At 47.8% G+C, this 23,738-nt stretch carries 29 protein-coding genes; 11 read left to right on the top strand and 18 right to left on the bottom strand.

The genetic code is table 11. The features are described from left to right. Positions 1–38: 38 nt before the first annotated feature. The 3 genes from FD28_RS05285 to FD28_RS05275 all read right to left on the bottom strand — a co-directional run bounded on the left by FD28_RS05285 (position 39) and on the right by FD28_RS05275 (position 1,285). On the bottom strand, positions 39–653 hold the full coding sequence (locus FD28_RS05285) for a hypothetical protein (protein ID WP_057733309.1): 615 nt from the start codon (positions 651–653) through the stop codon (positions 39–41). Positions 654–702: 49 nt separating this feature from the next. After that, entirely contained in the window at positions 703–972 is a 270-nt protein-coding gene (locus FD28_RS05280) for a hypothetical protein (protein ID WP_057733307.1), read from the bottom strand. A 103-nt stretch (positions 973–1,075) separates the two neighbouring features. Next, the gene (locus FD28_RS05275) at positions 1,076–1,285 is read right to left on the bottom strand and encodes a hypothetical protein (protein WP_057733305.1); all 210 of its coding nucleotides are present in this window, start codon (positions 1,283–1,285) and stop codon (positions 1,076–1,078) included. 257 nt (positions 1,286–1,542) lie between these two features. On the opposite strand from FD28_RS05275, the gene FD28_RS05270 reads away from it, so the two are divergent. The 7 genes from FD28_RS05270 (at position 1,543) to FD28_RS05240 (ending at position 6,270) form a co-directional block, all read left to right on the top strand. Continuing rightward, positions 1,543–1,887, top strand: a complete 345-nt coding sequence (locus tag FD28_RS05270; protein WP_057733303.1) for a helix-turn-helix domain-containing protein — start codon at positions 1,543–1,545, stop codon at positions 1,885–1,887. A gap of 31 nt (positions 1,888–1,918) precedes the next feature. Then, a complete protein-coding gene (locus tag FD28_RS05265) occupies positions 1,919–2,362 on the top strand; it encodes an ImmA/IrrE family metallo-endopeptidase (protein WP_157059841.1) in 444 nt (147 codons plus the stop codon). A gap of 14 nt (positions 2,363–2,376) precedes the next feature. Continuing rightward, positions 2,377–2,673, top strand: a complete 297-nt coding sequence (locus tag FD28_RS05260) for a hypothetical protein (protein WP_057733300.1) — start codon at positions 2,377–2,379, stop codon at positions 2,671–2,673. A gap of 61 nt (positions 2,674–2,734) precedes the next feature. Then, positions 2,735–3,370: a hypothetical protein gene (locus FD28_RS05255; protein ID WP_057733298.1), complete on the top strand. Its 636-nt coding sequence runs from the start codon at positions 2,735–2,737 to the stop codon at positions 3,368–3,370. A gap of 148 nt (positions 3,371–3,518) precedes the next feature. Further along, positions 3,519–4,382: a hypothetical protein gene (locus FD28_RS05250; protein WP_057733296.1), complete on the top strand. Its 864-nt coding sequence runs from the start codon at positions 3,519–3,521 to the stop codon at positions 4,380–4,382. Positions 4,383–4,709: 327 nt separating this feature from the next. Then, a complete protein-coding gene (locus FD28_RS05245) occupies positions 4,710–5,831 on the top strand; it encodes a tyrosine-type recombinase/integrase (RefSeq protein WP_057733294.1) in 1,122 nt (373 codons plus the stop codon). A gap of 238 nt (positions 5,832–6,069) precedes the next feature. After that, positions 6,070–6,270 (top strand): hypothetical protein, encoded by a 201-nt coding sequence (locus FD28_RS05240; protein WP_057733292.1) that lies wholly within the window; start codon positions 6,070–6,072, stop codon positions 6,268–6,270. Positions 6,271–6,323: 53 nt separating this feature from the next. Here the strand turns inward: FD28_RS05240 and FD28_RS05235 are convergent, their stop codons facing one another. Together FD28_RS05235 and FD28_RS05230 are read right to left on the bottom strand one after the other, a co-directional pair. Continuing rightward, entirely contained in the window at positions 6,324–7,370 is a 1,047-nt protein-coding gene (locus tag FD28_RS05235; RefSeq protein WP_057733290.1) for an AI-2E family transporter, read from the bottom strand. Between the two features lie 67 nt (positions 7,371–7,437). After that, the gene (locus FD28_RS05230; RefSeq protein ID WP_057733288.1) at positions 7,438–8,037 is read right to left on the bottom strand and encodes a DUF1054 family protein; all 600 of its coding nucleotides are present in this window, start codon (positions 8,035–8,037) and stop codon (positions 7,438–7,440) included. A gap of 76 nt (positions 8,038–8,113) precedes the next feature. Between FD28_RS05230 and FD28_RS05225 the strand changes: the two genes are divergently transcribed. The 4 genes from FD28_RS05225 to FD28_RS05210 all read left to right on the top strand — a co-directional run bounded on the left by FD28_RS05225 (position 8,114) and on the right by FD28_RS05210 (position 11,141). Next, on the top strand, positions 8,114–8,569 hold the full coding sequence (locus tag FD28_RS05225; protein ID WP_057733286.1) for a YueI family protein: 456 nt from the start codon (positions 8,114–8,116) through the stop codon (positions 8,567–8,569). 17 nt (positions 8,570–8,586) lie between these two features. Then, positions 8,587–9,861 carry a replication-associated recombination protein A gene (locus FD28_RS05220; RefSeq protein ID WP_057733284.1) on the top strand — a complete coding sequence of 425 codons (1,275 nt, stop codon included), beginning with the start codon at positions 8,587–8,589 and terminating at the stop codon, positions 9,859–9,861. A 416-nt stretch (positions 9,862–10,277) separates the two neighbouring features. Next, positions 10,278–10,565 carry a hypothetical protein gene (locus tag FD28_RS05215; protein WP_057733283.1) on the top strand — a complete coding sequence of 96 codons (288 nt, stop codon included), beginning with the start codon at positions 10,278–10,280 and terminating at the stop codon, positions 10,563–10,565. 96 nt (positions 10,566–10,661) lie between these two features. Then, positions 10,662–11,141 (top strand): universal stress protein, encoded by a 480-nt coding sequence (locus FD28_RS05210; RefSeq protein WP_057733281.1) that lies wholly within the window; start codon positions 10,662–10,664, stop codon positions 11,139–11,141. A gap of 97 nt (positions 11,142–11,238) precedes the next feature. Here the strand turns inward: FD28_RS05210 and FD28_RS05205 are convergent, their stop codons facing one another. The 13 genes from FD28_RS05205 to FD28_RS05145 form a co-directional block, all read right to left on the bottom strand. Then, positions 11,239–12,096: a helix-turn-helix transcriptional regulator gene (locus FD28_RS05205; RefSeq protein ID WP_057733280.1), complete on the bottom strand. Its 858-nt coding sequence runs from the start codon at positions 12,094–12,096 to the stop codon at positions 11,239–11,241. A 356-nt stretch (positions 12,097–12,452) separates the two neighbouring features. Then, a complete protein-coding gene (locus FD28_RS05200; protein ID WP_057733277.1) occupies positions 12,453–14,063 on the bottom strand; it encodes a glycerophosphodiester phosphodiesterase in 1,611 nt (536 codons plus the stop codon). A 91-nt stretch (positions 14,064–14,154) separates the two neighbouring features. Further along, complete coding sequence (locus FD28_RS05195) at positions 14,155–15,297, bottom strand: D-alanine--D-alanine ligase family protein (RefSeq protein WP_057733275.1); 1,143 nt, start codon at positions 15,295–15,297, stop codon at positions 14,155–14,157. Between the two features lie 74 nt (positions 15,298–15,371). Beyond that, a complete protein-coding gene (locus tag FD28_RS05190) occupies positions 15,372–16,343 on the bottom strand; it encodes a DUF2785 domain-containing protein (RefSeq protein ID WP_057733274.1) in 972 nt (323 codons plus the stop codon). Positions 16,344–16,447: 104 nt separating this feature from the next. Next, entirely contained in the window at positions 16,448–17,299 is an 852-nt protein-coding gene (locus FD28_RS05185; protein ID WP_057733273.1) for an SPFH domain-containing protein, read from the bottom strand. 169 nt (positions 17,300–17,468) lie between these two features. Then, on the bottom strand, positions 17,469–17,771 hold the full coding sequence (locus tag FD28_RS05180) for a glycine cleavage system H family protein (RefSeq protein WP_083478121.1): 303 nt from the start codon (positions 17,769–17,771) through the stop codon (positions 17,469–17,471). Between the two features lie 17 nt (positions 17,772–17,788). Beyond that, positions 17,789–18,994, bottom strand: coding sequence for an FtsW/RodA/SpoVE family cell cycle protein (locus FD28_RS05175; protein ID WP_057733272.1), 1,206 nt, complete (start codon positions 18,992–18,994; stop codon positions 17,789–17,791). Positions 18,995–19,089: 95 nt separating this feature from the next. Then, positions 19,090–19,314, bottom strand: coding sequence for a DUF2969 domain-containing protein (locus FD28_RS05170; protein ID WP_057733271.1), 225 nt, complete (start codon positions 19,312–19,314; stop codon positions 19,090–19,092). A gap of 12 nt (positions 19,315–19,326) precedes the next feature. Continuing rightward, on the bottom strand, positions 19,327–19,620 hold the full coding sequence (gene yidD / locus FD28_RS05165; RefSeq protein ID WP_057733270.1) for a membrane protein insertion efficiency factor YidD: 294 nt from the start codon (positions 19,618–19,620) through the stop codon (positions 19,327–19,329). A gap of 24 nt (positions 19,621–19,644) precedes the next feature. Continuing rightward, a complete protein-coding gene (mreB, locus tag FD28_RS05160; protein WP_057733269.1) occupies positions 19,645–20,649 on the bottom strand; it encodes a rod shape-determining protein in 1,005 nt (334 codons plus the stop codon). A gap of 690 nt (positions 20,650–21,339) precedes the next feature. Then, positions 21,340–22,647 carry a UDP-N-acetylglucosamine 1-carboxyvinyltransferase gene (murA, locus tag FD28_RS05155; RefSeq protein ID WP_057733268.1) on the bottom strand — a complete coding sequence of 436 codons (1,308 nt, stop codon included), beginning with the start codon at positions 22,645–22,647 and terminating at the stop codon, positions 21,340–21,342. Between the two features lie 30 nt (positions 22,648–22,677). Next, a complete protein-coding gene (locus FD28_RS05150; protein WP_057733267.1) occupies positions 22,678–22,905 on the bottom strand; it encodes a DUF1146 family protein in 228 nt (75 codons plus the stop codon). A gap of 403 nt (positions 22,906–23,308) precedes the next feature. Then, positions 23,309–23,728 carry a F0F1 ATP synthase subunit epsilon gene (locus FD28_RS05145; protein ID WP_057733266.1) on the bottom strand — a complete coding sequence of 140 codons (420 nt, stop codon included), beginning with the start codon at positions 23,726–23,728 and terminating at the stop codon, positions 23,309–23,311. Between the last annotated feature and the right edge of the window lie 10 nt (positions 23,729–23,738).

The raw sequence follows: 23,738 nt of genomic DNA, 5'->3' as shown, positions 1-23,738 counted from the left end.
CCGATAAAAATTAAAACTGCTGTCACTGCGTCATCCCCTTAAAATACTCTGACCGGTGTTAGTAGGTAATCAATATTGCCAGTACTGATTAAGAACGGTGCAAGGTCAGTATTAATTTTCAGTTCAAGCGTCCGATTACGAGTATCTTTAATTTTCGTCAAGTCTTCAAACGCATCAGCTAAATACCGAGCGTCACAGCTTAATTCAATTGGCTCGCCAGAGAAATCAGTGGGCTTGAAATCCACCGTTTGTACACTTTGGGCACCTAAACTCGTCCGTGATACTTTGAAGCACTCCTCAGAGATTCCTAGTTTCACCACTCGCTGTTTACCAAAGTATTCTGTCGCCATTGCTTTCAGTGACGGAAGCATTGCTACTACATTGTCTTTGGTTAACGTAAGCTTCGTTGCGAATTCTTTAGGCATCAGACGATCTGTATCAGGATAATTGATGTCTGGAAAACTAAAATCTGCCAGGTTTAAATCAAGCTTCAAGTCTTTTGGCGCCACCCCTTTGACCTTAATCAATCGATGGCTGTCCGTTACAACCGCATTTCCATTTTCAAAGTGAACGCACTGTAACGGTGGCCGTGAATCAGTTACTCGCTTGACTACATTTTTCAACATCTTTTCGATGTCACTGTTCATTTTCATTGTGTTACCTCCAGTTGTTCTACCCATCGTTAGGCGCTGTCCACGATTTTTAAAATTCTGTGATGGATAGGATTGCTCGTTTCAGCTCGCTTGGCTCATAGAACACCTTGTTAGATTCTTTGTAGCGGCGTTCTACCAATTTCACCTGTGGCTTGTTCTTGATATTTTTGTCAAAGAACGCCCGTGAGACACATAGTTCTTTAAATGCCGTATCGCGATCTAACATGATGTACTCACGAACAATTGCTTGTAACCGCGGCCCCAGGTATTTCTCAACCTCACTAGCGACCGCTTTTTCAACAACCGCTTCTAGTTCCATGAAACTCACCTCTAATCAAACATGTTGTCGATTCCGTAGTGACCAGCTAACCAGCCGACATATAGGAACATTAGTAGTTTTGCTACAATCATTAATCTGCCTCCTAGTTGTTAATATCTAAAACCCGATAGACCTTCTGCCGAATTTTAACCGATTTTGGTGACATGTCTGCATGAATTGCACGATTGAGTTGCACCGGTTTTTCGTTGATTAAGCTAGCCAGCTCAACTTGCGTCATGTCCTTTTCAAGCAGACGCATTTTAATTCGGTTAGTGATGGCTTTTGCGCCCTCAACTAAATTTTGCTCAGTCATTATCCAAGCCTCCTTTTCAGTAATTTCTTTATCAAGTTGTTGACTTTTAGTATCGAATTCAGTACAATTAAGCCATAAATATATGAGCAAATAAGCCTTACCATTAGCGTTACTCGCCAAAGTACCTCGCTGATAGTGCTGGTTTCTTATTGCTTAATTACTTGATGAACTTATAATAACTGAATTCAGTACTTTTGTAAACCCCAAAGTATCGAAAACGGTATTATTTATTTGTCATGACTGTGAGGAATCCTATTATGACAACGTTAGTCGAACGAATAAAAAGTACTGCAAAAAATAAATACGGTTGGAATCTCAAAACCACAGCGCAAAACGCTGGTATTGGAATTAATAGCATCTACCGTTGGAAGACCCAAGCTCCAACTTCTAAAAGCTTGCAAAAGGTTGCCGATGTTCTCAACGTTTCCGTTGATTTTCTTTTAACAGGTAATGAAGAAGAACAATCAATTAAAAAAACTGACGACAATTCTGCAACCGGTGTTATCGCCGCTCATATTGATGATGACACCCCTGCTGAAGAACAACAACAGATCATTAATTTCATTGAAAACCTAAAAAAGGCCCGTGGCGGTCAAGACTGAGGGTTAGCTTATGGACAGAATCGAATCACTAATGGCAGAACGAGACAATATTAATTACACATTCACTACTGACCTTCCCAATCATCTATCGGGATTGGTATACGAAGATAATCAAGAAATTTTTATCAATAGCAAAAATGATAGAAGCGTTCAATACACTACTCTTCTTGAAGAACTTGCTCATTACGATACTGGGTCAGGAGAAATAATCGACCAGGATTCAATTGAAAAACGAAAGCAAGAAAATCTCGCCCGCTCTATTGCTTTCACCGAGGCAGTACCCTTAACCGGGCTCGTTAACTGCTTTTTTCAAGGTATTTGGTCAGCACCTGAAATCGCGGACTACTTCGATATCACTACCGAATTTCTCATGAAGGCTATTGAAAACTATCGGAGCAAGTATGGCCTAGTATTTCAATACCATGAATATATTTTTGATCTAAATAGATGTGTTAACATTACCCGAATCGGATAGGAGGCAAACCAGCCGTGTCTCAAGACGACCATTTTTATCACCAGGTCCAAATTATATCAGCTTTTTGGAAGAGCAAAAATTTAGAGCGAGTGGAATCTCTGGGCCTTCAGGCTGTGGAGGAAGGAAATAGATACCCTGCCCTCTTTCGAATTCTTGCTATGCTTTACAGAAAGCAGCATCGCCTCAAAGAGGAAGCCAACATACTTAAAATTGGTATTGAGCGAAATAAGAACAATCCTGGAGTTGCACGCAGGGACTTCATTAAACGTCTGGCCCGTGTTAATGATCTTATAACCCCATCAAAACCATAAATTAGGCCCAACAATGCTGATGGCTCTAAAAGCTGCAAATACATATTCGGAGGTCTCATCAATGCTCAATACACTAATAGGCCTGTCTTTCATGGTGTCTTTGGTTCTGCTATTTCTGTGGTACTCAAGCCGCCGTCATCAAAAATCTTCTCGAATCACCGGTAGACACGTGCTCTACTCTTTCGGAGTGCTAGCTGTTTTACTATTCATCTCAAGTGCTGTTTACGCTCCAAGCGCAAGCAACACTTCAAAGGAAGCTACATCTTCCTCAGTTTCTTCCAGTTCCAGCAAATCGTCTTCCCAATCTTCAACGGAGACCGATGTTCTTAAAGACCTATCTACTAAAGAACTAAAAGAATATAATTCTGGTTTAATTGATAGCCTGAGTGAAGAACAACAGTGGGCTTCTGACGGCAAAACAAAGTACAACGCATCTCTCTACATTGATAATATGAAGTATGATAGCAACCGTGGCCTGCTCTTATATGTTTCAGATGAGTTTCCGTCTCTAAGTAAGGACAATAAAAATATCGTTGCCAAGCACGCTCAAGGCATTGCCAATGCTCAAGTAGCCATCCTTGGCAAAGATGTGGATGCAGAATCCCTTCCCAACACCAACGTATACTATGGTTCAAAGAAGATAGGGAGATCAACTATGCTATCCAATGACAATGATTTTAAATGGTATAAAGCTTAAATAAACCAAATAGAAAATCGCATCCCCTCCCGCCAAAAAAGTAAGATGCGCCCCCTCCTCGGTAGCTAGTATTGGTTCGACTCCAGTGGAGGGAATTGACCAGAACGGATGTCATTAAAAGCTGTACATATTCCGGGGAGAAATAAGAATGAAAACAACGCTTGTAAAAAAGAGCATCACTATTTTAATAGTTATAGGTGGACTGTCCGCGCCATCAATCGCCAGCGCTTCAAGTATTTATTCATCTAATAATAGTTTTTGGCGAAAGAGCAGATGGGTAACATTCACAAAGAATGTTCATGTTTCAAAAATAAAAATCACTCATCCTTCATACAAAAGCTACGCAGTCGATTCATTTACACTTAAACGTGGCGCACATTACAAAATAGATCATTTTGGTAGTGATTACGCGTGGGGTCTAAATTCCGGACGTTATACTCCCACCCCAAAGTATAGTTATATTATCAACAATTCTGGCCATAAATGGTTTGTTTTCGGTAAAAAAACACTTGATCCTCACAAACTGAAAAAACAATCAAAAAACGGCTACGAGAATATGTATGTTACCAGTACGAGGAAGGGAATTCTTTATTTTGGGAGTCCCTACTCTAAGAAAAAACAAGCTGTAAAGCCCAACACTAAACTTAACTTACTGTCATATGGTACAACCAATAACGGCCGTGAATGGTATCGCGTTAAAACTGAATATAATAAAACGGGATGGGTTAGCAAAAGAAGTTTTACCTTAGCTCGTGTGACCAATCATCTTACGGCATCTCTGAACGCTAATAGTACCTTTCTGATCGGAAATACTGTTCCTAACGCCAATGTTAGCACACCTGAACAGCCAGAAATAAAGTACGTCCGAGCAGACATAAAGGGAAATTACAAACTTCCGCTGCTTACAAGTATCGGTTACTACAATACTGATAGTACCCTATACGTTGTTTCCAGTGCTTGGGGATATCAAGATGCCTCAACTGAGGTTGATTTTGTTGGTCATAGCTATTAGAATATGCCACTTTTAATGGTACTATTTTTGATAATGAAATTTTATTAGCTTGCAATTCTTCAGCGACAGAACCTAGTGGCTTCACCCCATCCCGCTCCGATATTCCTCTCAACATGGTTAGCTTTGGACCATTCAATAGGTTTATTTTCAAACAGAACACCTGAACTATTTAACAAAACAAAAAGCGCATCCCCCTACCCGCCAAGATAATGGAATGCGCTCAACACATAAAATTCAAGGGATAACTCATGCACAATTTTGAATGAAAGGAGGCGATGCCACAACCTCTCCTAAACGGCGCTGTCCACGCATTTAAGGAGAATAACAATGAAACCAACAAAAACAGATTATAACAACGTTTTTTCTTATGAAACCAAGAAAGGTACCCGCTGGATGTTTCGCTACCCCTTCCATGACTCCTTTGGTAAGCGCCATGAGAAACAGGAGCGCGGCTTCACTACGCCAACTGCTGCCCATAAAGCAGAGTTGGAAGCTGAGGTAATGGTTGCCAACGACGAAGCCAATCAGCTGCTAGATTCTAACACAACGGTCCGTCAGTGGACGAAACATTTTCTCACCATGCGAACTGCTGAGTGGCGCCCTAATTACCGACACAATATGGAGACGGCGATTAACAAGTATATTTTGCCCCTTCTAGGTGACCGCAAACTTGGTAAACTCACGAAGATGGAATACAACTACCTGTTTATTCAACCACAGTTGGAGCATCTCAAACCATCCTCGGTTCAGGCCAACCATCGGTATTTCATGGTCATCATGAATGCAGCGGAAGAAAACGAGGTTATCACGCGAAACAAGCTCAAAGGTGTTCGCTTCAAAAAGTCTGAGCGCCGCAAACCATTCAGCGAAGATGATCTGGCGCGATTCAACGCGCAGCTTCGTAAAGAGCCTACCCCTCATCGTCTCTTCTTCCAATTACTGGAGTCAACTGGTCTCCGTTTAAGTGAAGGACTGGGATTGGAGTGGCGTGACATCAACTTTGCCGACAAGACGCTTTCTGTCCAGCGCGCTCGTACCCCAAAGGGAGTCGGGCCAACCAAGACACCTTCCAGCGTGCGCACCATTTCAATTGATGAAGGCATGTTGGGGCAACTTCATAAGTTCATGATCCAGGCTAAGGCTGACAGTCTCCAAACAGGCGATAAGTTTACCAAGGAAAAGTTCTTATTTAGTTTCAAACATGTTTCGGCACATTACTATTTTCAGCGTATAATTGAAGCAGCTGGTATTGAACCGGGGCGCTACGTTATCCACAGTCTGCGGCACACTCATGCCACAATTCTGATGGGCGCCGGTGTCAGTCCAGTTGATGTTGCCAACCGACTCGGTCATTCTGACCACGCCATTACCCTGAGAATCTACGCCCACGCCATTAAAGGCAACGACCAAAAGAACGCTGAAATCTTTGCCAAAATTGCTAACCTTTAGTTAGCTGTGGGAGATTCTGTGGGAGATTTTAAAAATACGAATATGGAATCCCTTGATACCAAGGCATTAAGACGCATTCTCCACCGAGAATGAATACTACAACCGTTAAGATTAACGTCTTAAGTGGTTTTGAAAGAAGTCTTGCCGGTTGGCGAGGCTTTTTTCATATCATCCACATGTGCCCAATTCTGCTGATGGCCTCAAAAGCTGCAGAAAATACATACTGGAGGTTTTTCCGATGCCCATTCTGAACCTCGTCATGAGCCTGTCATTAGTCTTGAATATTCTGCTCGGCTTAGCCGTCATCGCCCTACTGGTGGTCTTCGTCCTATGGTTACGTGACCGCCACAGCAAGACCCCTCAAGTGACCACCAAAACCGTCATTTATTACGTTGGCCTCCTGGTTATCTTCATCGTGGCCAAACTGATTATGCACTAATCGATTGTGACGCAAAACAACGTCCCCCACTATTCTGGGAGACGTTGTTTTTTCTATTTAGACGCCGGCTTTTCTTTTACCACAGCCGGTTTGTTTTTTAACTGCACATCGAACACGTCCAAGAAGAAGGCGACCAGCGGCACACCCACAATCAAGCCCCAAGCGCCAAACAACCGCTCACTCACAATCAACGTAATAAAGGTCACGAAGATCGGCAAGTTGGTCGCATTGGCCATCAACCGGGGATGTAGGAAATAGGACTCGAACATGTGAATCAAGACCACCAGCACGATAATCTCGATCACGCGGATCACCCCACCCGTGACAAAGGCAATGATGATCAACGGAATCATCGAGATCAGGACACCGGCCACTGGAATCAACCCCAGGAAGAAGACCATGATCCCCAAGATGAGTAAGCTCGGCATCTTCAGAATCCACAATCCCAACACCATAAGAATCGTGTTGATCGTGCAGATCACCAGTTGCGTTTCGATCACCGTCCCAAAAATATGGACAAATTTCAGAATCAGCTGCCCCATCGGTACAAACAATCCCGCGAACCGACTCTTGGTAAAGGCGTGAACAAACCGCTGCAACTGATGCTTGGTCAGGTTGAAAATAAAGCTAAAGAAGAACGCCAGCAGAATCGTTTCAACGCCGGAACTGAATCGAGAAAGCTTCACCATACCACTCGATAGCATGGCCTTACCATTACTGATCACCGTGGCATTTTGCGTCAGATTCTTCACCAGCTTGGTCAACGACGTCTCTAGCTGGGGATAGGTCTGCACCAACGTATCCAGTGTATGCGGTAAGTTAGACGCTTCCGAGACGAGCGGTGGAATAATCTGACCAAACGCCGCCACCAAAATGCCTAGAAACAGCAGATAGACCAACAAGGTGGCCCAGAGATGGTGCAGATGTAACCGGTGCTCGATTCCCATGATAGCTGCATTTCCCAGATAAATGAAAATGATGGTGAACAACGCCAACGACAGGAAGGCATGGGCCTGCCACACAATGATAATCAGCAACACCAGTGCTATGTAATAGGTGGTTAGCGGATTTTGCCACCACCGTTTGAGTATTTCTATCAACAAAACTCCCCCTCTACTAAACCTGGTTTTAGCTTACGCGTCTCTGTGGTCCCTGACAACTAACTTCCTACAGACGAATCAATTGATCGTACACCGGTAGCAATGCCATCACAACATCACGAATCACCTGCGTCTGTTCCGCGGCCGTGAGGGTAAAGAATTCATCTCCCCGCAAGAAGTTACGGCCAACCTGCCACTCCGCATGACGCTGCGTTTGCGTCGCCATCAAGGCTTGGTAGTTTTCCCGGGTCAACGGCACCCCACAATTCTTATCCGTGTGATCCCCACCGCATTCAAAACCAGCTGGCAGCTGCAACACTAAATCTTCTTTCAACTGACTCAGCAACATCTGCCGCTCCTTGGCCTCCTGCAATACGGCTAGCCAGATGAAGAAGCGGTCGTCCCAAAATCCAATCTCAATGTGGGGCAGCATTTTGTAGCCCCGTTTGGACGTGCTGAAGGCCACCCAAGTGTCGGTCGGCGGATTCTTTGTGCGCCGCCTGTGTTGGGAAATATGCGCGTAGATGGGCATGCTCAGCTTGGCAAAGACTGGGGCCAAATCCGTCACCGTTGCCGTGAATTTCGGGTCGATATACTGCTGGATCTTTCCCAGCCGACCGGGCAAGGTCTGATCGTCAAAAACATGAAAGTCCTGATCCTGATACATCGTGAATCCCCCCTCCTGAAAGTTGCTTCCATTCCATGTTATACTAACAGCACCACATTGAAAAGAGGGATTCGACATGGCTGAAAAGAGTCAAATGGACAAACATTTACAAAATTCTACCTTTGGTGTCCCCAAGGTTAATCCGGATGAGCAACGCCGCTACCTGGGGACATTCCGGGAACGGGTATCGCTAGCCATGACCATCGCTGAGGTCAAGGACCGCAACAACGTGGACGCTTTCATTACTGAAATCACGGCGCACCCCGACCTTCAGGTTATCCTGAATGGTCACATTGATCAGGCGGATCTGGCGCCTTACCTGAAATTAGCCAGTCAACACAACCTTAAATTTACCATCCGCAATGATATTTTCTACGGCATGGCTGAAGATGACTACGGCTTAATTGTCGCTAGCGACCACGCAATCAACTTAAACCCCGTTGATTTAACCAAGAAATACCCGAAGCAATCGGCCAAGACGGCCACGCCAGACAACAAGAAGTCTTTACTGGACAAGCTCCTGGGTAAATAACGAAAGGAGCTTTATTTTTGGCACAACCACTCGCTTATCGCATGCGACCACAACGCCTAGAAGACGTGGTCGGCCAACAAGATTTGGTCGGTCCGGGCAAGATCATTGCCCGCATGGTGGCCGCAAAATTACTCTCATCCATGATTCTCTACGGACCGCCGGGAACGGGGAAGACCAGCATTGCCAGCGCAATCGCCGGGTCTACCAAATATGCCTTTCGCAAGCTCAACGCGGCCACCGATTCCAAAAAGGATCTCCAAGTCGTCGCGGCCGAGGCCAAGATGAGTGGTACCGTCATCCTTCTGCTCGATGAAATCCACCGCCTGGACAAAACCAAGCAGGACTTTCTGCTACCCCATTTGGAGAGCGGTCGAATCATCCTGATTGGTGCCACGACCGAGAATCCTTACATCAACATCAACCCCGCCATTCGGAGTCGGACTCAGATCTTTGAGGTCCATCCCCTTAGTCTGGCTGACATTGAAACGGCGCTACGGCGCGCACTGGCCGACGAAGAGCGGGGTCTGGGTAAGCTTCCCCTGGAGGTCGATGAGGATGCCTTTCACTTCATGGCCGGCGCTACCAACGGTGATCTCCGTAGTGCCCTCAACGGCCTGGAACTGGCCGCCCAATCAACACCACCCGCCGAAGATGGTCGGATTCACATCACCCTGGAGGTCGCGGAGGCCTGTTTCCAACGCCGGGCCCTGGTGGGGGATAAGAACGGTGACGCCCACTATGACGTGATCTCGGCCTTTCAAAAATCCATCCGCGGCAGCGACACCGATGCGGCACTTCACTACTTGGCGCAATTGGTGGCGGCCGGTGATCTGCCGTCCATCTGCCGGCGCCTCATGGTGATCGCCTATGAAGATATTGGCATGGCCAACCTGCCAGCGGCGGCCCGTACGGTTCAAGCCGTCACGGCCGCTCAGCAATTGGGCCTACCCGAGGGGCGGATTCCGCTGGCGGATGCGGTCATTGAACTGTGTCTGTCGCCTAAATCAGACTCCGGAATTACGGCAGTCGATGCCGCCCTAGCGGATGTCCTGAATGGGCACAACGGGGCCGTTCCCGACCACTTAAAGGATGCACACTATGCTGGGGCTAAAAAGCTGGGCCACGGTAACGACTATCAGTACCCCCACAACTTTCCCAACGATTGGGTCAAGCAAGAGTATTTACCGGATACTTTGCGCGATGCCCAGTACTACCATCCTAAAACCAATGGCCGTTTCGAAAGTCAACTGGCCGAACAGTACGCGCGACTGCGACAGGCCAGTCGGAAGTAACGAATTGAATTTTTATAAAAAATATGCTACTATACAATTGGTTCTAAGGTGTACGCGTTGTCTCACTACAAGTTGCCGAACAAGTAATTTTTAAACGGGATTGCCTAAGGGCAGAGAAGATGACATGCCTTTTCACTTGGAAGTCAGACACTCTGCCACGCTCTCCCCCCTGCATTTGTCATCGCGGGTCAACATGACTAGACAATTAACGGCACCACTTAGATCATCAAAAGCATTTATGCTTTGAGGGCCATTCCATTGAATGGCCCTTTTCTTTTGGCGTCAGTGTGCTATTCTGAATAGATTGGCGCCTGAGCCATTCAGCTGAACCACCGTGCACTGACCACCACCCCATTCTCGGGGGATGGTCAGGCCCTATCAGATAAACCATTTTTAAATACTTAAGGAGGCCCCTCATGGTCATCACGATTCTTATGATCTGCTACACCCTACTCTCATTCGGCATTGGCTGGTTTGCTTTTAGCCACCGCCAACGTCCCTTCTTGGTCTTCCATCCGGAAGAATCCAGCGTTCTGAGCCATGTGCTCATCATCTTCGGGGTTATTCTCATGCTCATTGGTATTCTGGCAGCGATTGCCACCATCATGAACAACACCATCTTCATTTCGGTCATTTTGCTGGCTGGTGTGGTCGCTATCATGGCGTTCCAACTGATGCTTTTGCATTGGTTTCCAAAGGGGTAACCGTTTCCAAGTTTTCCACCTTTTTTCACCATATTGCTTTTTATTTGGCGTTAAATAACGTATGATAAGAGTATAAAGTAATGAGAGGTGAACAATATGTTACAACAATATAAGCACATTTTAGTTCCAGTTGACGGTTCATACGAGGCCGAATTAGCCTTTAAGAAAGCGGTCGCTGTTGCTAAGCGTAACGATGCTGATTTACATCTCGTTCACGTTGTTGATACGCGGGCTTTCCAAAATATTTCCAGCTTCGATACCAGCATGGTTGAACAAGTCACGGAAACGGCGAAGAAGACACTGGACAAGTACGTGGCCGATGCTAAAGCTGATGGGTTACAGAAGATCGACTACGCTATCGAGTACGGTGCCCCTAAGACCATCATTGCTCGCGACGTTCCCCGGGATAATGATACTGATTTAATCATGATCGGGGCCACCGGGTTAAATGCGGTTGAACGGTTGCTGATTGGTTCCGTCACCGAATATGTGACTCGGACCGCTGTCTGCGACGTTATTGTGGTTCGGACCGACCAGAACAACCAGCCTGCGAAGAACACACATCCTGAAAGATAACTTTTAACGTTTTGAAACCAAGTACCGCTACCGATAATCGGTGGCGGTACTTTTTTGGTCGAAAAAACCGGCAGGCACCTCACCTGTCGGCTTCTAATTATTCAGTTAACATCGGGCCAATCTGTGGAATCAAGCGTTCTTGTAACGCCACGTTGTGCGTCACCAGGGCTAAAGTTCTGGCAATGACCAGACTCCGCTTAGCCGCCGCGGTCGCCAATAAGGCCTGTTCCGCCTGCCCTTTCACCTCGTACAAGACATCAATTAAGTAGAGGGATGCTTGATACTTGACTGCACGTAAGGCCGCCTCGACGTTTTCAATCACTAATTGTGGTTGATCAAGCTCCAGGTAAAGCTTCGCAATCCGGTAGCGCGCCCAAATCATGCGTTGAAAGTTCTCTTCATCATGCCACTCGAAATCATCGAGGTAGTTGCTGGCAGCATTCAAGTAGTACCGCGTCTTATCTAGTTCTTGACGAGATAAGTAGGCGGTGGCCATGCCGACATTGCCGACAATCGCGTATAGATCCCAAGGCATCCGATACGACCGATGTAATAATAAATTAAAATGAAAAATAGCTTCGTCTGGTCGTTGTCGTGCACCCAATTCGATAAAGCCGCGATAATAATGATAACGTTCACGATCGAATCCATTTTGAACGTTGGTCATATTCATCTTAGCCAGCAGCTCAGCGGCTAACGAGTAATCCTCCCGGCGAACTGCCGCGGAAATACTTTTAAACTGTTCATCCAGCCCACTACCTAAGCCAGACAGCACGTCATTCAACGAAATGTTCAAGCGTCGGCAAATCTGCAAAATAATCTTGATGCTGGGTACTTTATTCTTCTTTTCCATTAAGCTGACCGTTGCCTGCGTGCAGATGCCTTCGGCCAATTCTTGCTGTGATAAATTCTTCTGTTTCCGGTATTGTTTAACCTTATTCCCTAATAAACGCATCTTATCTCTCCCTACGATTCGTAACGTTAGGTAACAGTCAACTTGATAAAACCGAACATTACTCAAAACGTCATCAACACCTGGTCCCCGACCGGACATGATCTTAGGCGTTAATATTCATCCCCTGGTAATGACTGGCCATACTCCGGCCTGTTTATCTTATCTACCATGATAAGTGATTCACCGGGAATTACAAGCATTATGCCATTTTTATTAAGGAACTTTAATCTGTCTATACCATTTTATCATTTAGATATAAAAGGATTAATAATTGGCCAAATAATGACCGCATATTAATCCTTAAATGGTTCCGAATATCCGTATATTAATGATTTATCTACTCTACCAACAATCGATTAATAGCTATAAATAAAATTCTGTAGAACCGCCCACGCACCACGGTGACGATCTTGTTGGGTGACCGACCGCAATCGACGTAACTCGTTGGTAATTTGCCCATCGGCGCCCAACGCCCACATTCGAGTCATTTTATCACGGGCATCCGGGGTCCAAATATAAGCACGCCCCCCCATCTGGTGAGCGGCTAAAATAAATTGCTGACTCGCCGAGATCTGCTGAAAGGAGTAGAAATCGGCGGGAACGGACTGCGGTGCGACCCAATTAAAGGGGAGAATGTATCCCGTCTTTAGCCGAGGTACCGACTGGCGAAGTTGGGAGACCACCCGGTAATCTAGAGAATGAACGACATCGTGATCGCGTACCAATCGCTGACCGTACTGTCGCGCAAATCGCCGTGCCATCCCAGCCGAATCCTGAGGCGTCGTCTTAAGTTCAACCATTAACGGCTGCTTGAGACGCTCTGCCGTCCGCAAATACGCGGACCACCCGGCAAGATGCGTGGATTGGCCATTCTCATGCACTACCAGCCGTTCTAACTGTGCCAGTGTCAAGTTATGGGGCGTGACGTTCCGCCCTGCGAGAACCCGCAAATTTTCATCATGAAGCACAACCCACTGGTGGTCCTTCGTCTCATGAAGATCCATCTCCACATAATCTGGCTGTTCCCGATTGACCTGTCTCAGCGCGGCAATGGTATTCTGCACCCCCCGGGCGTGATCCACGCCACGGTGACTGATCAGTACTGTCTTGGCAAATTGCGGTTGTTGGGTCTGCGTTTGCTGCACAATCCCGCCTACCAGAAGCAAACAGAGTACGCCCCCCACCACGGACCAATGGCCTTGGTGGTGAGCCACTCCCATGACGGACGGTTGGCCACACCAACTCCACACCAGTGTGAGCGCCCCCAAGACGCTAACGACGGCGAATAACACCAGCACCAGCGTTAGTGAGGCCGTTAGCAGCCACTGAATGCCCATCCGGCTCCCCTGCCGATCGTACTGGACATTCACCCACACGAGGCCCTCGCTAATGCCCCACCAACACGTGGTTAAGAGAGCGCAGATTGCCAGGCCCCCCAGCATCTGGCGAACACTTCCCGGTTGCTTCAGCTGGGGCGTTAATCGCCGAAAGTGACGCGGTCCCCACAGCAGCAGAAATGCCGCTAGCAGGACGTAAATGACTCCCGCTAACACCACGACTGGCCGCCGATGAAGCGACACAAAGTTGACCCAGTTGGCGGCCATGGGCAACCGCACCAGTAGCCGGCTACTCAGTCCCCATAGACCTAATGGCAGCGCTAGGATGATCACGATTACCTCAACGGCCAACCATAATCCCAGATGCTGCCAGACCAATCGCCAACTGGTGGGCCAGTCTGGATAGTCCGTTTGGCCGCCATACAATCGGGCCACCTGCATAAGTTGACCGGCCGCCATGATCAGCAACCCCACGATTCCCACCACCAGGGCTACCGACCAGCCAGGCCGTTGACTGAGCCACCGCACACTGGCAAACATCACGGTTAGTATTTCCCAACCGAGAAGCATTCCTGGTGCACCGAGGCCCTGTCGCCAACTGCCAACTAGCCGCTGTCCAAATTCTCGCAATTTCTGCACCTCCCGAACCTCACGCTTCAAAAACAGCCAACAAAAAAACCGGCACGCAACGTTTCCGCTCCATACCGGCCTAGGTTAAAACTTACTTCTTCGGCTTGTAAGTTGATGCCGCCGAGTTGTCATCTAATGGAATGAAATCGTAAGCCAATTCGTCTTGATATTTGAATTCATCAAGGGCTAACGCAATCAACCGGTCGATCAGGTCTTCATAGCTGATACCAGAAGCTTGCCACAGCTGTGGGTACAAACTGATATTCGTGAATCCTGGCAAGGTGTTCACTTCACCAACGTATGGCACACCATCTTGTGAAACCAAGTAGTCGATTCGAGCCATACCCTTCAGGCCAAGTGCCGCGTACGTCCGCAGACCCATCGTCGTGATTTCAGTCGTCAGCTCAGCCGGTAATTCAACTGGCACTTCGAACGTCACACCACTCGCGTCAACAAATTTGTTGTTGTAGTCGTAGAAAACATCGGATTCTGGAACCCGAATTGCCCCCAGTTTAGAAGCTTGGGGATGTTCGTTACCCAAAATGGAAATTTCGACTTCCTCTGGACCCGCAATCGTTTCCTCAACCAGTACCTTGAAGTCATAACGGAAGGCGTCCGTGATACCCTCGTTAAACTCTTGTGCGTTACCAGCTTTGTGAATGCCGACTGAAGAACCTTGGTTAGCAGGCTTGATGAAGACGTTGGTCCCCAGCTTTTCCTGAACCGTCGCGTAATCGTACTCGTCGCGGTTATCCGGTGTGATGACCACGTACTTCGTGTTACGAATACCGTGGGTCGTCAGGACCTGCTTCGTCATATCCTTATCAAAGGCCGTCGCTGATGCCAAGACGCCACTCCCCACGAAAGGCTTTTTCAGTAAACGGAAAAGGCCTTGGATCGTACCGTCTTCACCCAAGTTACCATGAATAATTGGGAAGAAAACATCAATATCCTTTGCTTGAGATAAATTCCAAATGGGTGCCAATGGGTTGGTAGCGTCTACTTGGGCTTGTTCTTCAGCAGCCACTGCTGCCTCGTCTTCGCCGTCGAACACGCGCCGAGAAGCGGCATCACTCAGAACGAAGCCATCACGAGTCAATAAGAATAAACTAACGTCGTAACGTGACTTGTCCATGGCGTCGTAAATGTTGTGGGCTGAACGCTTAGAAACATCATGTTCCGAAGAATTACCACCGAATAATAGACCTACGTGTAATTTTGCTTTTGTATCCATTTTGTCACTCATCCTATCGTATAAATTTCGGTTAGCCTACAGTATACCATTTCTCTAAAAAATTGAATATCTTTTTAGCCTAAAAAATCGATAGTTGAGTTCAAATATTTTTTGATCTGGGGACTGGCATCCTTCCGCAAACGCAAAGCATCCGCTAAACGCTTACGATTGAAGAACTGATTCCAGCCCGCCAGGTTATCCGGTCGCCGCCGTCGTGCGACCGCTTGCCGCCACTGTTTGAGCGCATTCAGCAGCGCCGTTTCATACAGGGCGTGTCGATTGGTCAACGCCACAAAGTAGGTCGCCATCCGGTCATTTTCGCCATAGATGAGTGGCGTCGTCAGCCGTTTGAGGCGTTCCACCAACGTCAGCAGCAAGAAGAGCTTATCGGCCCGTGGCAGGCTATCCGTCTCCGACAACACCGTCAGCAGGTCAATAATCGCCGCGTAGGCGTGCGCCCATCCCTGCTGATTGACGAACCCCCGCGTATCCGTCTCCAGGCAAATATAGGTTGCCACCTGATTGACGAGGTGTTGATAATCCAGCATCCCCTGGGCCTCATTCTCCGCAACAAAGTGTAGGGCTACCGCGAGCATCGAGGCCGAGCTGGCGCGACCGAAGACGGCGGCATTGGTGGGCTCCAGAATGTGACTAAATAGGCTTTCATCACGACTGAGGAAGTTTACCAACGTGACCAGGTCATTGACCCCCAGCGCACTCTGCTGCAAGGCGTCGTAAATGGTAAAATTCACGCCATTGTAGCGGATCTGTGGGTCCGGTGAGGCCAGATGGTGGACTAACAAGTCCAGGTCGCGCAGTGGGAGCTCAAGTGGCTGATTGCGGTCTAGTTCCCCGCGCAAGCGCGTTAACAACGGGATAATGCCGTCTTGATCATCCGGTAACGTGACAGGCGTGCGTCGCCGCCGATGGATACCGTCCATCAGTTGTCCCAGCCGTGGCCCCAGGGACTGAAAGACAGCCCCCTCCTTTAATTCCGTATTTAAGGCCGCAAGCTGCTGTTGCAACGCCCCTATCTGTTCATCCATACCGTTGTCCTCCAGTAATTTTCTCTATTTGCCAAGTGACGTGCCCCAATTTAAAGGCACGCCACACATCATTCTTGGTCACTTACTTACCCACAAGCTTCAGGCTAAGCGTCTACCTTCCCCGTATTAATCACCGGTTGGGAGCCCCGCTCATTGATAATTGAAACCATCATGTTATTAATCAGCTGTAATTTTTGGTTATCGCTGAGTTCTAGATCCGTCTCATTGGCAAGCCGCGTAATGGCGCCTTCCGTGATTGAAACGGCCCCTTCCACAATAATCTTTCGTGCGGACAAGATGGCCTGTGACTGTTGCCGTTGCAACATTGCTGAAGCAATTTCCGTGGCATAAGCCAGATGCGTCAAACGCGTTTCAATGATCTTAACCCCGGCCACGTTCAGCCGCTCCTGTAGTTCCTCCGTTAAGTGATTGGACACTTCCGTGGGGTTACTACGCAACGTCAAGGCTTCACCATCGCCAAAGTTATCGTAGGCGTATTCCGAAGCCACGTGCCGAATGGCAGATTCACTCTGGATTTCCACGAATTGCTCGTAGTCTTCGACCGAGAACAGGGCCTTACTGGTGTCTACCACCTTGAAAACAATCACGGCCGCGATCTCGACGGGGTTCCCCTGAAGATCGTTAACCTTCAGAATGGCACTGTTGAAGTTGCGCACCCGCAAGGACACCGTCGACTTATTCGTGAGGGGCACCGTTAAGTAAAGTCCCGCCTCGCGGATCGTCCCGATATACCGGCCAAAGAAAGTCAAAACCTTTGATTGATTGGGACTGATAATCGTCAAACTGCTGGCGGCCAAGCCGGCCAGCACAATGATAATAATAGCTAAGGGCACCATAATGCCTTCAAAAATCATCCAGCCGCCACCAATGAATAACGCCAAAACAATCAACAAACCCAAGTAGCCGTTGATGTGAAACACATTTTTCTCTTCCATGTGACTCACTCCATTCTCCAATTACTACCTCCATTATACCCGACTCGCCAGTAAAGCACTAAGAAACCGGTTTCAGCGTTAGCCGCTGGTGCCTCCCCTTCCAGCTCGCCGAGATACAAAAACCGGTGCGACCCCCAAGCGGAGGCACACACCGGTCATTTACATAAGATTAAGCTTCTTGGACATCGACGAACCAAGCGGCATCGGTGTCGCTGCCATTTAAGGCGGCGTAATCGTCGGCTAATGCTGGATTAACCGCGGTCACCTTCCCAGAAACGGGACTTGGAATATCGGAAACAGCTTTGTCGGCTTCAACGCTTAACAGGTTATCACCCTTCTTAACCGTGTCACCAACTGCAGGTAATTTAGCGAACTTGATCGTCCCTAATTCGTCTTGGCCTTCAGTCGTCAAACCGATACGCGTACCGTCATCTACTGCTTTAGTCCAAAAATACTTTACCATTTCAGCCATATTAGATAATCTCCTTTTTATTTAAAAACGTCGTTACGACTAAACATGTAACTCTTATAATGATACCGCATTGACATAATTAAACCAATCCCAATCAAGTTTCCGATTAGGGCTGACCCACCTTGACTAACAAACGGCAATGGAATACCGGTCAATGGTAACAGCCCAATACTCATCCCAACGTTTTCGAACACGTGGAAGAGAATCATCATGATGACCCCCGTCGAGATGTACGCGTAGAAGACGTTCTTGGTGTCGAACGTTACCCGAATCATTTGGTAAATTAACAGGAAGTACAGGAAGATCAAAACACAACCGCCGATGAACCCAAAGTTTTCACCAATGACGGAGAAAATCATATCGGATTCTCGCACGGGAACGTAGACGTGTGACACGTTGAAGCCCGTCCCGAAGATGCCCCCGGAACCAATCGCCTTCATACTCTGCCACAGCTGATACCCATTGTTGGACGTATCCTGAGAGGGATGCAACCAGGTGTCGACCCGGGAGAACTGGTAGGCTTGAAACCCAATCTTCTCCAAGATTTTTCGCCCGGCATCGGTCGTGACCAGCGCTAACGCGGTCCCACCGACCCCACCAACGATCGCAAACGCGGGGGCAATGATCTTCCAGGTAATCCCAGAAACCAACAGCACCCCACCAACGATGGCGAAGAACACCAGCATGGTCCCAAAGTCATTTTGTAACTTCAGTAATACGGCGACTGGCAAAGTCCACAGAATCAACTTGCCAATCAACACCCAGTCCGTCCGCATGGTATGCATCGGATTCATATTGTTGTGCTCGGTGACGACCCGCGCCAGCATCAAGATAAAGGCGGGCTTCATGACTTCAGATGGTTGGAAGGTTAGTGAGCCGATGGCAAACCAACTCCGCGCCCCTGTATTCACATAGTAAGCCCGACTATAGAAGATGAGCACCGCGGCCAGCAGGAAAATCCCTAGCCCATAAAGTAACGGTGCGACCTTCCACAATTGCTCGGAATCAAACTGCATGATAATGATAATCGCTACGGACCCAATGACATACCAAGCTAACTGCGAGACCACGGCGGACGTGATACTCGTGGCGCTACTATCATGGGTTGCGGCGACGTAGATAGATGCCAAACCGATCAGGGCTAGCATCAGGACACAGAAGATAATTCCCCAATCAATCCGGGAATCGGCATCGGTCCGTTGTTCTGTCGCATTCTTTGCCACAATGATTGCTCCTTAATTCAAACTAAGATTTGTCTTAAGTATAAAGGCCGCAGTGAACTTTAACGATTCACTGCGGCCAATTTTACTAAAATTTATTATCCGCGATGAAGGTGGTAATCCCGCAAGAGCAGTTCGACACCCTCGTCAACCGTCTTGACCCGGTAAACATCACCATCGTTCAATTGTGCTTCGAACCGATCTTCGTTTGGTTTCACCGTGCCGATGGTATCTTGCCCAATCTTTAAGATGGACATGGTCGTGCCATCCGGTAATTTTTGTTCATCGACCGTCACTTGTACAGATTTTTCTCGTTTACTCATGACAACTCTCCTTTATTTAGTGGGGGAATTTTTATCAAGACCCATTTCCTTGCGGTAGGCCTGTTCAGCCGCGAAATTGCGTCGTAGTGTGAAGTGGTCCGGTACGGGATCGACACCACCGCGGACGAAAGGATGACAGCGCAAAATACGCGCCATTCCCATTAGGCCACCCTTAATTGCACCGTGTTTCGCCAGTGCTTGTAACATGTAGTTCGAACAGGTCGGATAGTACCGACAAGTCGGCGGAAATAGCGGTGAAATGAAGCGCTGATAACCCCGTACCAATTTTGTCAGTAACCACTTCATCGCTAAGCCCCCTTTAATGACGCTTTAGTTATTTTCCTGAGCTGTCTTGGTATCCATGTGTTCCAACAGGACACCGGCACCCTTAGCAACGTTATCCAGTGGATCTTCTGAAATGATGACGGGAACCGTCAATCGTTCTGAGAAGAGCTTGTCGATACCGTCTAACAGCGCACCACCACCGGTCAGCATAATGCCGCGGTCAATGATGTCAGCTGCCAATTCGGGTGGCGTCGTTTCCAAGACCGCCATAGCTGCGGACACAATCTGTTCAACGGAGTCATGGATTGCCAGTTCAACTTCAGCCGCCGTAATCGTCGTTTCAGTTGGCATCCCACTGACGGAGTCCCGGCCACGAACGTCCATGGTCTTGTCTTCATTACCAGGTTCTGCATAGGCGGTCCCAATCTTGATCTTGATGGTTTCAGCCGTACGTTCCCCGATAATCAGGTTGTGGTGATGCTTCAAGTAGTTCACAATTTCGGTGTTCATTCGGTCACCAGCGACACGAATAGACCGACTAGCCACAATATCCCCTAAGGACAAGATGGCAATGTCACTGGTCCCACCACCCATGTCGATAACCATGTTACCGCTAGGCTTGAAGATATCCATACCGGCACCTAAAGCGGCCACCTTTGGTTCGTATTCCAGGTAGACCTTGGCCCCACCGGATTTTTCGGCAGCCTGAATGATGGCCTTCCGTTCGATCTCGGTGATGTTAGTAGGTGCACAGATCATGATGTTGGGCTTCGAAAGGAAACCCTTAACGCTTAATTTATTAATGAAATAGGAGAGCATGGCTTCAGTGATATCGAAATCAGAAATGACCCCATCCTTCAAGGGACGAATTGCACGGATGTTGCCGGGGGTCCGGCCAACCATCCGGTAAGCTTCGGAGCCCACCGCTAATACCTTATCAGTCTTCGTATCGATTGCGACAACTGACGGTTCATTTAATACGATACCCTTGCCGACCACGTAGATTAAAACGTTCGCAGTCCCCAAATCAATTCCAATGTCTTTCGCCATACTTATGCGTCCTCCTGATTTTTAATGCCAATTTTCAACATTTCATTATACCATAATCTAACCCAACTCTAAACGGTTTCTCGCGGCTATTGCGGAACTAAACAAATTGTTAACGTTTGACTTCGAGCATTCGCGCCCTTAAAACTTGCCGCACTCCGGCTGCCAGGGATTCCACCTGCTGTGGGGACGCTTCAGGCCGGAAAGACACCGGTCTTCTCGCTCGCTTTGAAGCCACGAAGAACACGTGTCTTCAAAGGCGCCCGTCCTGTAAACTGGCTGAAAAAACGCCAGTTAACACCACTTTCACGGCCGGTTCCATCCCTGGCCTCCTCCGGCTCTGATGGTGTTTTACCACGCCAACAGTTGGAAAAGTGGCGGCTTGGTGTTTTTGGTCCAACGAATAACGACTATATCCGTCATTAACCCAGTCGCCTAAGGATACTACGTAAGCCGAAAAGTCGGCAAATATGGGCTCAGACGCGTCGTTCTGCTTAGTCAGTAAGTAACTTTCTGACTGGCTTAGTAGAAAACCACGCTTGTAGACTCAATTTCTTCGAGGCTCCAAGCTGTGTTCGCCCCGTTCCAGATCATATCTACCGACCGGTAAGGCGTTGTTGTTAGAGGTAATTTGAGCCTTACAACCTTTAATTGCTAATAAAAAGGCGGCCACGAGTGCCGCCTTAAACCAGTTTAATTTTTAACGTGGGCGTTCTTCAAGACAACGGTGTCATCTTCGGGGAAGTCAACCCGCTTAACTTCTGCACCCAAGGCCGTTAACTTCTTGTGGAAGTCGTAGTATCCCCGGTCAAGGTACTTCAAGTTGGTGACTTGCGTATAGCCATCTGCCACCAAGCCAGCCAGTACCAGTGCCGCAGCGGCTCGTAAGTCGGTTGCAGCCACTTCAGCACCGTTGAAATCAGTTGGGCCGTGCATAACCACAGTCCGGCCGTTAATCTGGAACTGCGCGTTCATCCGGCGTAACTCCTCCAGATGCATGAAGCGGTTCTCAAAGACCGTCTCTGTCATCGTGCTCGTTCCTTCAGCGGCCAATTGTAAAATGGTCATTTGTGGTTGCATGTCCGTTGGGAAACCAGGATATGGCAGCGTCTTAACATCAGTTGGCAACAGCTTGTCCGGGCCAATGACCCGGATACCTGCTGCTTCTTCGGTAACCTGAACGCCCATTTCCTGCAACTTCGAAATCAAAGGCTTGTTATGTTCAACGATCCCATCCTTGATCAGCACGTTGCCTTGCGTTAATGCCGCAGCAACCATGAAGGTCCCCGCTTCAATCCGGTCCTGAACCACGTTATGTTCAGTCCCGTGCATCTTCTCAACACCGTCGATCCGCAATGTTTCCGTCCCCGCACCACGAACATGAGCCCCCATCTTGTTCAAGACGTTAGCTAAGTCCACGATTTCTGGTTCACGGGCAACATTATCAATCACAGTGGTCCCTTGCGCCAAGCAAGCCGCCATCATGATATTTTGGGTCGCACCAACACTAGGAAAATCTAAGTAAATGTGGGTTCCCTTTAATTGATCGGCAAAGGCTTCGATAAAGCCATCATGCTGTTCAATCCGGGCCCCTAAGGCCTCTAAGCCCTTTAAATGCAGGTCGATTGGACGCGTGCCAATGGCACAACCACCTGGCAAAGCAACGCGGGCATGACCCAAGCGTGCCAACAGTGGCCCCATCACAACGATAGATGCACGCATCTTGGAAACGTATTCAAATGGTGCTTCACTTGAAACTTGGTGGGTCGCATCGATGGTAACTTCCCGCCGCTCCTCGTTAAAATCAACGCGTAGGTTCAGGAAACGAAGGACCTTATTCATCGTATAAACATCAGACAAAACTGGAACATTTGCTAAATGGGTGAGCCCGTCTTGTGCAAGAATGGAGGCTGCCAGAATTGGCAACACGGCGTTCTTAGCACCTTCGATATTAACCTCACCAGTTAAGCGGTTCCCACCATGAACGACAATTTTTTCCATGGGATACCTCCAAAAAATTTTCGGGCTTGCTTAAAGTAAATAGCCCAGATTACGAACATTATTGATGAAGTCCAGAAAGAACGAGCTACAGCCGTACCCAATCGCAACCGATAACATCACGATTACGACACGTGCCTGACGGGGGTACACCGACATTAGCCGTTCAATGTGTAACGCCGAGATTGCCCAAAAAGCGAGAGCAATAAAGGTTAAATGACTAACAATCGTTAAAATTCCCTGCAACCCGATAAGTTTCATTAACTCAATCCCTTCTAAACATTCTCACCAACTATAGCATAGTTTTTCGTCCTTGTCCTTCAAATTCCAGCAAAATCGGCGTTTGTAATATTACATTTGGCTTTATTAATAGGTATAACTGAACAAACTATAAGTTATTTATGAAAAAGACGTTTTCCGCGTGACTTTCATTTAAAAATACAGAGTAAACGGGTTTTGTGCTTCGTTGGCCCGCCCGCTCCCCCTTCAAGGGACTCAGGCAATTTCCGAACTTTAATCGTCATCATTCTTAGACCAATCCGGAAATGTGCAATTAGAATGCCGACAGTATCGGGTTATACCCGCACAACCAATTAACTATTTCCACACAAAAAGACCATTCCCGTTAGTGAGAATGGTCTTTTCTAAACATCTATGATTGTGCTTAATGATTGGCGACGTTAATTCGGTTAATGGCCCGCCGCAAAGCGACTTCTGCCCGCGCCAAAGTGTCAGCATCGTGTTCGTCTTGTGCCTTTTTAATGGCAGCTTGAGCACGATCACGCGCACTTTCAGCACGACCGACGTCAATATCGTCTTGACGTTCCGCACTGTCAGCAACAATAGTGGCAACATTGTCGGAGAATTCGAGAAAACCACCGTTAACGGCAACTTCATCTTCTTCACCATCATGTTTGATCCGCACTTCATCAACTTCCAAAGAAGAAATGACGGGCACGTGATTGGGCATGATCCCGAGTTGACCCAACTTAGTCTTAATGACCAAGAGTTCACCATCGTGTTCATAGACCCGGCCATCTGGGGTTACGATACTAACGGATAATACTGATCGATTATCAGCCAATTAGAATCCC

It is taken from the genome of Levilactobacillus hammesii DSM 16381, from assembly GCF_001434395.1.
In the GTDB taxonomy this organism is placed as follows: domain Bacteria; phylum Bacillota; class Bacilli; order Lactobacillales; family Lactobacillaceae; genus Levilactobacillus; species Levilactobacillus hammesii.
The sequence above is the reverse complement of the archived record's forward strand: the minus strand, read 5'-3'. Positions and strand labels throughout refer to the sequence as shown.

Excerpts from the sequence above, each read along its gene's own strand:
- yidD (WP_057733270.1), bottom strand. The coding sequence starts at position 19,620 with ATGAAGTGGTTACTGACAAAATTGGTACGGGGTTATCAGCGCTTCATT.
- murA (WP_057733268.1), bottom strand. The coding sequence starts at position 22,647 with ATGGAAAAAATTGTCGTTCATGGTGGGAACCGCTTAACTGGTGAGGTT.
- FD28_RS05195 (WP_057733275.1), bottom strand. The coding sequence starts at position 15,297 with ATGGATACAAAAGCAAAATTACACGTAGGTCTATTATTCGGTGGTAAT.
- FD28_RS05180 (WP_083478121.1), bottom strand. The coding sequence starts at position 17,771 with ATGGCTGAAATGGTAAAGTATTTTTGGACTAAAGCAGTAGATGACGGT.
- FD28_RS05250 (WP_057733296.1), top strand. The coding sequence starts at position 3,519 with ATGAAAACAACGCTTGTAAAAAAGAGCATCACTATTTTAATAGTTATA.
- FD28_RS05215 (WP_057733283.1), top strand. The coding sequence starts at position 10,278 with ATGGTCATCACGATTCTTATGATCTGCTACACCCTACTCTCATTCGGC.
- FD28_RS05240 (WP_057733292.1), top strand. The coding sequence starts at position 6,070 with ATGCCCATTCTGAACCTCGTCATGAGCCTGTCATTAGTCTTGAATATT.
- FD28_RS05170 (WP_057733271.1), bottom strand. The coding sequence starts at position 19,314 with ATGAGTAAACGAGAAAAATCTGTACAAGTGACGGTCGATGAACAAAAA.
- FD28_RS05210 (WP_057733281.1), top strand. The coding sequence starts at position 10,662 with ATGTTACAACAATATAAGCACATTTTAGTTCCAGTTGACGGTTCATAC.
- FD28_RS05280 (WP_057733307.1), bottom strand. The coding sequence starts at position 972 with ATGGAACTAGAAGCGGTTGTTGAAAAAGCGGTCGCTAGTGAGGTTGAG.
- FD28_RS05185 (WP_057733273.1), bottom strand. The coding sequence starts at position 17,299 with ATGGAAGAGAAAAATGTGTTTCACATCAACGGCTACTTGGGTTTGTTG.
- mreB (WP_057733269.1), bottom strand. The coding sequence starts at position 20,649 with ATGGCGAAAGACATTGGAATTGATTTGGGGACTGCGAACGTTTTAATC.
- FD28_RS05245 (WP_057733294.1), top strand. The coding sequence starts at position 4,710 with ATGAAACCAACAAAAACAGATTATAACAACGTTTTTTCTTATGAAACC.
- FD28_RS05265 (WP_157059841.1), top strand. The coding sequence starts at position 1,919 with ATGGCAGAACGAGACAATATTAATTACACATTCACTACTGACCTTCCC.
- FD28_RS05190 (WP_057733274.1), bottom strand. The coding sequence starts at position 16,343 with ATGGATGAACAGATAGGGGCGTTGCAACAGCAGCTTGCGGCCTTAAAT.
- FD28_RS05255 (WP_057733298.1), top strand. The coding sequence starts at position 2,735 with ATGCTCAATACACTAATAGGCCTGTCTTTCATGGTGTCTTTGGTTCTG.
- FD28_RS05150 (WP_057733267.1), bottom strand. The coding sequence starts at position 22,905 with ATGAAACTTATCGGGTTGCAGGGAATTTTAACGATTGTTAGTCATTTA.
- FD28_RS05230 (WP_057733288.1), bottom strand. The coding sequence starts at position 8,037 with ATGTATCAGGATCAGGACTTTCATGTTTTTGACGATCAGACCTTGCCC.
- FD28_RS05285 (WP_057733309.1), bottom strand. The coding sequence starts at position 653 with ATGAAAATGAACAGTGACATCGAAAAGATGTTGAAAAATGTAGTCAAG.
- FD28_RS05225 (WP_057733286.1), top strand. The coding sequence starts at position 8,114 with ATGGCTGAAAAGAGTCAAATGGACAAACATTTACAAAATTCTACCTTT.
- FD28_RS05270 (WP_057733303.1), top strand. The coding sequence starts at position 1,543 with ATGACAACGTTAGTCGAACGAATAAAAAGTACTGCAAAAAATAAATAC.
- FD28_RS05205 (WP_057733280.1), bottom strand. The coding sequence starts at position 12,096 with ATGCGTTTATTAGGGAATAAGGTTAAACAATACCGGAAACAGAAGAAT.
- FD28_RS05275 (WP_057733305.1), bottom strand. The coding sequence starts at position 1,285 with ATGACTGAGCAAAATTTAGTTGAGGGCGCAAAAGCCATCACTAACCGA.